The organism is Microbacterium sp. CPCC 204701 (assembly GCF_004010105.1).
In the GTDB taxonomy this organism is placed as follows: Bacteria; Actinomycetota; Actinomycetes; order Actinomycetales; family Microbacteriaceae; genus Microbacterium.
Window position 1 is genome coordinate 1 of the sequence record NZ_RRYE01000166.1, and the last position, 6381, is coordinate 6381.

Below are 6381 nucleotides of genomic sequence, written 5' to 3' on the forward strand. Positions count from 1 at the left end.
GCGCCCTCAAGAAGTAGCGCCGACCCGGTCGCGACTGCCCTCGACGCCGCCGTGGGTCACCTGGTCCGCGCGGTGACGGCTGTCGCGGCATCCAACCCCGTCGTGCTCGTCGACGGACGCAGCGGTGCGGGCAAGTCGTCGCTCGCGCACACCCTGGTCGCACGGTGGCCGCTGCCGGGACGCGTCCAGTCGGTCGCCCTCGACTCGATCTATCCCGGGTGGGACGGTCTGGACGAGGGTGTGGGACTCGCCCGGGAGCAGATCCTCGTGCCGCACGCTCGTGGGCTCATGGGCGTCTGGCAGCGGTGGGACTGGGACGTGGGCGCTCCCGCCGAAGCTCATGCGGTGGATCCGGCACTGCCGCTGATCGTGGAGGGCGTCGGGATACTGACTCCCGCGACGGCAGGTTTGGGCGACGTGCGGGTGTGGCTCGAGTCGCCGACGGCGTCCCGCCGGCAGCGCGCGCTCGTCCGGGACGGAGACGGGTACCGCCCGCATTGGGAGCGATGGGCTCGACAAGAGGAGCGCCATCTCCAGCGCGACGAGCCCGCTCGGCTGGCCACACACGTGTTCGCGGTGCCGTGACCGACGCTGCGGGGCGGATGACGCGCCCGGCCGAGCCGCCTCAGTCGATGTCGACGGCGGCGACGAGACCGTCGAGCCGATACCCGAGCCAGTCGTAGATCCCGAATCGGGGATCGTCCGGGTCGTGATCCTCTGCGACTTCGATGCCGAGGCGGCTGGCGAGGACCAGGCGGATCGCGGCGAGCGTCCGCAGCCACGCCCGTGCCGTCAGCGGGTCGAGCCGGACCTGGGCCTGCTCCAGGAGGGCGGGGTCGTCGAGATCCTCGGGAAGCGCCGCGGAGTCACCCAGCGATGCGAGCACGCGCTCGGCGTCGTCGCGACGCCGGTCGAGGAGATCCGCCTCGGTAAGCCTGCGGAACTCCCGCGCCGCCTCCTCATCGACGTACGCGGCGGGAACCAGCCGTGCGATCGCCGGATCTTCGTCATCGGCGATCGAGTCCTGGAGAAGGTCTCCAAACTGCACGACGAGCCGTGCCAGGTGCGCGGCCTCGATGCGCGAGAGCTCGAGCACGACGATGCGCGCGTTCATCGCGGAGCCCGCCGCACCGTGGCCCAGAGGCCGTAGTCGTGCATGGCCTGTGCGTGCATCTCCATCTTCTCGCGGGGCCCTTCGGCGACAACGGCGTGCCCCTCATTGTGGACGGCGAGCATCAGTCGCTCGGCTTCGCCCCGGGGGAGTCCGAAGTACTCGCGGAACACGTACGTCACATAGCTCATGAGATTCACCGGATCGTCCCACACGACCGTCTGCCATAGCCGTTCGGGGTCGGCCGTCTCACGGCGATCCGTGCGCTCCTCCACTGCGGGTGTCGTGATCGGGGTCATCATGCCCACCCCAGTTCGTGGAGCCGGTCGTCGTCGATGCCGTAGAAGTGGGCGATCTCGTGCACCAGCGTGGTGTGGATCTCGTCGCGCAGCGCGTCCTCGTCGTCGCAGGCGGCGAGGTGCGGCTCGCGGTACACGATGATGCGATCCGGCAGCTCGCCGACGCCGTAGCGCTCTCGCTCGGTGAGGGCCCACCCGTCGTACAGCCCGAGCAGATCGAGACTGCCGTCCTCGGGGCGATCCTCGACCACGAAGACGATGTTGTCGAGCCCCTCGACCATGTCGTCGGGGAGGGCGTCGAGCTCGTCGATCACGAGCTGCTCGAAGGTCGCGGCATCCATCTCCATCATGGTGCCTCGCCCCGACCCGATCGAGGCGCACGCCGTGCGTCCCCTCCGGAGGGATTGGGGTGAGTAACGGGACTTGAACCCGCGACCCCCTGGACCACAACCAGGTGCTCTACCAACTGAGCTATACCCACCATGTCTCCCGCCTGCGCGGGCAACCAGAAGATTCTCTCACACCTCGGGGGCGAACGACGACACGATCGAGGCCGCCACCGCACGCGCACCGTCGCTTGTCGGACCAGGTTCCGGGACGAAGACAGCCTGACGGTAGTACGCCAGCTCACGGATCGACTCGAGGATGTCGGCGAGCGCGCGGTGGCCGCCGTCCTTGGCCGGCGCGTGGATGTACGCGCGCGGGTACCAGCGTCGCGAGAGCTCTTTGATGCTCGATACATCGACGTTGCGGTAGTGGAGCCACCGGTCGACGCGCGGCATGTACTTCGCGAGGAACATGCGGTCGGTGCCGATCGTGTTGCCCGCGAGCGGCGCCTTGCCCTCCTGCGGCACGAATCGCTGGATGTACTCCAGCACCTGGAACTCGGCGTCCGCGACGCTCACGCCCCTCGGGATCTCGTCGAGGAGCCCCGAGTGACGGTGCATGTTGGTGACGAACTCGCTCATGTTCTCGAGCGCCGACGCGTCGGGCCTGATCACGATGTGGAATCCGGGGTCGAGGGGACGCAGTTCGAAGTCGGTCACCACGACGGCGATCTCGACCAGTTCGTCGACCGCGAGGTCGAGCCCGGTCATCTCGCAGTCGATCCAGACCAGTCGGTCGTTGTCGGATGCCCCCACCATGTGCTCCATCCTATTGACGGCCCCAGACAGCGGGCTCGGCCATTACGCCGAGCCCGTCGCCCCTCCGGGAGGATTCGAACCCCCGACCTTGCGGGTAGAAGCCGCTCGCTCTGTCCCCTGAGCTACGGAGGGATGGGTGGTATCCCAGGGTACCGGGTCGGGCGCGAGCGCAGCGGACCCTGGCATCCGGGCGTGCCCAGGCGTAGCGTCGGTGACGGAAGTACCGAAAGGAGTTCGCAGATGAGCACCACGCAGATGCACCGCGCCCTCTGGGTCGCCTACGGCCCGTCGGGCGTCGTCGGAAGCATTCGAAAGGACGACGACGGCTACACCGTGACGATGGCGGGCGCGGACCGCGCCTCCGGCACCTACCCGTCGATGGAGATCGCCAAGAGCGCGCTGCACGCGCGCATGGCGCTGGGCAGCGATTGGCCGCAGTTCCGCGAGCACTGACGTCCTGCTCCGGGTCGCGACCTCGGCTCGCGGCGCCCTTCGCTCGATCAGGCGGCGGACTGCGCCGCCTCGGCGGGCTCGTCCGCCGAGGCTCGCGGGTTGCGGCGCGTGTCGAGGAGCGGCAGCGCGACATGCACGAGCGGGCCGATGAGCACGGCGAACAGCACCGTACCGACGCCGACGGTGCCGCCCAGGAGCCACCCGATAGCGAGCACGGAGAGCTCGACGAGGGCCCGGCACAGCCAGATCGGCCAGCCGAGCCGCGCGTGCATGCCCGTCATGAGTCCGTCGCGCGGCCCGGGCCCGAAGTGCGCGCCGATATAGAGACCGGATGCCACGGCCACGACCGCGATGCCGCCCAGCAGCAGCGCCACCTGGGCGAAGAGTCCACTGACCGGGGGGACGACGGCGAGGGTGAGCTGCATGCTGGTGCCGACGAGCAGGATGTTCGCGACGGTGCCGACTCCGGGCTTCTGGCGCAGCGGGATCCACAGCAGCAGCACGAAGAAGCCCACGATGTTCGTGATCCACCCGATGCCGACGCCGGTGCGCACCGAGAGTCCCTGCGCGAACACTGTCCACGGGTCGACACCGAGTCCGGCCTCGACCGTGAGGGCGCAGCCGGCACCGTAGAGGAAGAGTCCGACCAGCAGTTGAGTCACGCGACGCGGCATGCGAACCATCCAATCGCAGAATTGGCTCGTGGTCATCGGTCCAATATGACTACGCTGGCCTCATGGACTCACGCGTCTCAGCCCGCGCGCTCGCCGCCGCGCTCGGTGGGTGGCGCACGCGCGAACCGGCATACGAGGCGCTGGCCGACGGCATCCGTCTGCTGTGCCTCGACAACCGGCTCGCGCCGCGCACGGCCCTTCCTGCCGAGCGCGAGCTGGCGGCCGCGCTGCACCTGAGCCGGAGCACGGTCGCGGCGGCGTACCGGAGCCTGCGCGGCACCGGGCACATCTCGAGCCTTCGGGGGTCTGGAAGCGTCACGCTGCCGCTCGGCAGGCGCGATTCCGGCCGAGCGACCGCGCGCGAGGGAATGATCGACCTGCAGCAGGCGAGTCCGCCGGCGTGGCCCGGCCTTGCGGGCGTCTTCGGCGAGGTCGCGAGCACCGCGCCCGCACTCGTGGCCCGCGTGGGATACGACGTGCTGGGCCGCATCGAGCTGCGCAGCGCCATCGCCGAGCGGTACACGCGGCGGGGCATCCCGACCGGGCCCGGCGAGGTGCTCGTGACCACGGGGGCGCAGAGCGCGATCCACCTCATCGCGTCGGTGCTGATCGGACGTGGCGATCGCGTGCTCGTCGAGACGCCCACGTACCCGCACGCCGTCGACGCCTTGCGAGGCGCCGGTGCTCGACTCGTCGGCGTGCCGGTGACGACGGGTGAAGGGTGGGACCTGGACCGTGCCCAGCAGGCGTTCGCCCGCACGCTGCCGGTGATGGCCTATCTGATGCCCGACTTCCAGAATCCGACGGGCCGCAGCATGTCCGCAGATGAGCGCGACGCCCTGCTGCTCGCAGGCGAGCGCGCCGGCGCGGTGATCGTGCTCGACGAGACCACCGCCGACCTCGACATCGACCGCCCACCGGTCGCCTCCGGCTTCGCGGGCTCCGAGCCGGGCACCGTCGTGCGCATCGGGTCGCTCGGCAAGACCGTTTGGGGCGGTCTGCGTGTCGGTTGGGTGCGCGCCGACGGGGATCTGATCCGGCGACTCGTGGCGGCGAGGCCGACCCACGACCTCGGAACGCCCGAGTTCGAGCAGGCTGTCGCCACGCGGCTTCTGGCAGGGTTCGCCGAGATCCTTGAGCAGCGTTCGGATCTGCTGCGGGAGGGACGCGATGCGCTGGTGCGCGCGGTGCGTGAGGAACTGCCGGCCTGGGGCGTGCCTCGGGTGCACGGGGGAGTCTCGCTCTGGCTCGAACTGGACGCGCCTCTCAGCTCCGGGCTGGTGCTGGCGGCGCGCTCGCATGGCGTGCTCCTCAGTGCCGGTCCCCGCTTCTCGATCGAAGGCGGCCACGACCGTCACCTGCGACTGCCGTTCACGGCGCCGCCCGACGAGTTGACCCGTGCGGTGCGGGTGCTGGGCGACGTGTGGGGGAGGGTGACGGCTGACGCTCCGACCGGCATCCTCGATCGCGTCGGCGCGCTCGTCTGACGCAGGATCACCGCGCGAAGCGCAGGCAGTCGACCGCGTCGTCGGGACTCCAGAAGTCGCCGAGATTGCGGAACGCGCCGGATGCCGGGTGGAAACGGCGCGCGCGAAACCTCACTCCGTTGCCGTCGAGGACGGCTTGAAGATGCCCGAGGACACGGCCGGACCGGTCGAGGACCCGCCAGAGCGACGGCGCGGCTGACGCGAGTCGGAGTCCGGTCCCACGTGCGAGGGTGGGTGCTCGATGAGGTGCTGCTTCGATCGTCGTGGTCATGCTTCTCTCCTTCCGATTCGAAGATAGCTTCGAGGTCGGACATCGCCCGGCCCCTCGGCCGCTCCTCCACAGCGCCGGCCCGTGTCCGACTTTCCCCAGATCGCATCGGCGCGTCACGCCTCACGGCACGGCGGCGCGATCGTAGGTGGACCGCCGGCGTCCTCGGGCACGGGACGCCGGCGGGACCGGGGATCGTCCTCGGTCACGCAACGAGAGGATGCGACATGAGCGACACCATCACGATCACCGGGAACGTCGCGACGCCCCCGGAGTTCAAGCGGACGCCGGCGGGCGTCGCGATCACCACGTTCCGCGTCGCCAGCGCGCAGCGTCGCTACGACCGGGCCACCGGCGCGTGGACCGACGCGGGCACCAACTGGTACACGGTGTCGGCGTTCCGAGGACTCGCCGACCACGCGTTCCACTCGCTGAGCAAGGGGGACCGGGTCATCCTGACCGGACGCCTGCGACTGCGCGAATGGGACAACGGCACGCGACGGGGCATCTCCGTCGAGATCGACGCCGAAGCACTCGGGCACGACCTGCTGTGGGGTACGACGACTTTCGAGAAGGACGATCGGTCCGCTCGTGCCGAACGCGACTCGTCGTGGTCGCCCTCCGCGGCGGACGACGCGTGGGCGGCACCCGGTGTGGAGTCGTCCGCGGATGCTGCGACGACTGTCCTGCCGGACGGCGACGGCGGTGAGCAGCGTCTCGTCCTCGTCGGCGGGGACGCGCAGGCGCCCGAACGCGCGACCGACGCGGACGCGCCGTTCTGACGCGATGGCGGGCTGGTTCCGGGGTGCGCTCTAGACTCTCCCCGTGTCCCGACATCCGATCCCACCCGGGCGCCCGCGCGCGACGACCCGCGCCCGTGCCGGCGCTGCGCTCGTCGCTGCGATCGTCGGCCTCGCGCTGGCCGGGTGCACGCCGGCTCCTGC

The 6381-nt window shown here is 70.3% G+C and carries 10 protein-coding genes and 2 tRNA genes; 4 read left to right on the top strand and 8 right to left on the bottom strand.

Translation table 11 applies throughout. The annotated features are described in order from the left end of the window. On the top strand, window positions 1-585 hold a 585-nt coding region (locus EIO58_RS10715; protein WP_240658730.1), incomplete at its 5' end, for a hypothetical protein. Window positions 586-625: 40 nt separating this feature from the next. Here EIO58_RS10715 and EIO58_RS10720 read toward each other — a convergent pair. From EIO58_RS10720 to EIO58_RS10745, 6 genes are all read right to left on the bottom strand, one after another. Further along, window positions 626-1114 carry a DUF2017 family protein gene (locus EIO58_RS10720; RefSeq protein WP_127819533.1) on the bottom strand — a complete coding sequence of 163 codons (489 nt, stop codon included), beginning with the start codon at window positions 1112-1114 and terminating at the stop codon, window positions 626-628. Next, on the bottom strand, window positions 1111-1413 hold the full coding sequence (clpS, locus tag EIO58_RS10725; RefSeq protein WP_446723915.1) for an ATP-dependent Clp protease adapter ClpS: 303 nt from the start codon (window positions 1411-1413) through the stop codon (window positions 1111-1113). Before clpS ends, EIO58_RS10720 begins: the two co-directional genes overlap by 4 nt. Then, entirely contained in the window at window positions 1410-1751 is a 342-nt protein-coding gene (locus tag EIO58_RS10730) for a metallopeptidase family protein (protein WP_164861637.1), read from the bottom strand. Before EIO58_RS10730 ends, clpS begins: the two co-directional genes overlap by 4 nt. A gap of 64 nt (window positions 1752-1815) precedes the next feature. Beyond that, window positions 1816-1891 (bottom strand) — tRNA-His (locus tag EIO58_RS10735). Window positions 1892-1928: 37 nt separating this feature from the next. Further along, window positions 1929-2555: an oligoribonuclease gene (gene orn, locus EIO58_RS10740; protein ID WP_127819536.1), complete on the bottom strand. Its 627-nt coding sequence runs from the start codon at window positions 2553-2555 to the stop codon at window positions 1929-1931. A 59-nt stretch (window positions 2556-2614) separates the two neighbouring features. Continuing rightward, window positions 2615-2687 (bottom strand) — tRNA-Arg (locus EIO58_RS10745). 108 nt (window positions 2688-2795) lie between these two features. Here EIO58_RS10745 and EIO58_RS10750 point away from each other — a divergent pair. After that, entirely contained in the window at window positions 2796-3008 is a 213-nt protein-coding gene (locus EIO58_RS10750) for a methyltransferase (protein ID WP_127819537.1), read from the top strand. A gap of 47 nt (window positions 3009-3055) precedes the next feature. Here EIO58_RS10750 and yczE read toward each other — a convergent pair whose 3' ends face one another. Further along, window positions 3056-3682, bottom strand: a complete 627-nt coding sequence (gene yczE / locus EIO58_RS10755) for a membrane protein YczE (protein ID WP_127819538.1) — start codon at window positions 3680-3682, stop codon at window positions 3056-3058. A 62-nt stretch (window positions 3683-3744) separates the two neighbouring features. On the opposite strand from yczE, the gene yczR reads away from it, so the two are divergent. Next, window positions 3745-5169 carry a MocR-like transcription factor YczR gene (yczR, locus tag EIO58_RS10760; protein ID WP_127819539.1) on the top strand — a complete coding sequence of 475 codons (1425 nt, stop codon included), beginning with the start codon at window positions 3745-3747 and terminating at the stop codon, window positions 5167-5169. Between the two features lie 7 nt (window positions 5170-5176). On the opposite strand, the gene EIO58_RS10765 is transcribed toward yczR, so the two are convergent. Beyond that, entirely contained in the window at window positions 5177-5440 is a 264-nt protein-coding gene (locus tag EIO58_RS10765; RefSeq protein WP_127819540.1) for a hypothetical protein, read from the bottom strand. 224 nt (window positions 5441-5664) lie between these two features. On the opposite strand from EIO58_RS10765, the gene EIO58_RS10770 reads away from it, so the two are divergent. After that, window positions 5665-6219, top strand: a complete 555-nt coding sequence (locus EIO58_RS10770) for a single-stranded DNA-binding protein (RefSeq protein ID WP_127819541.1) — start codon at window positions 5665-5667, stop codon at window positions 6217-6219. The last annotated feature ends 162 nt before the right edge of the window (window positions 6220-6381 follow it).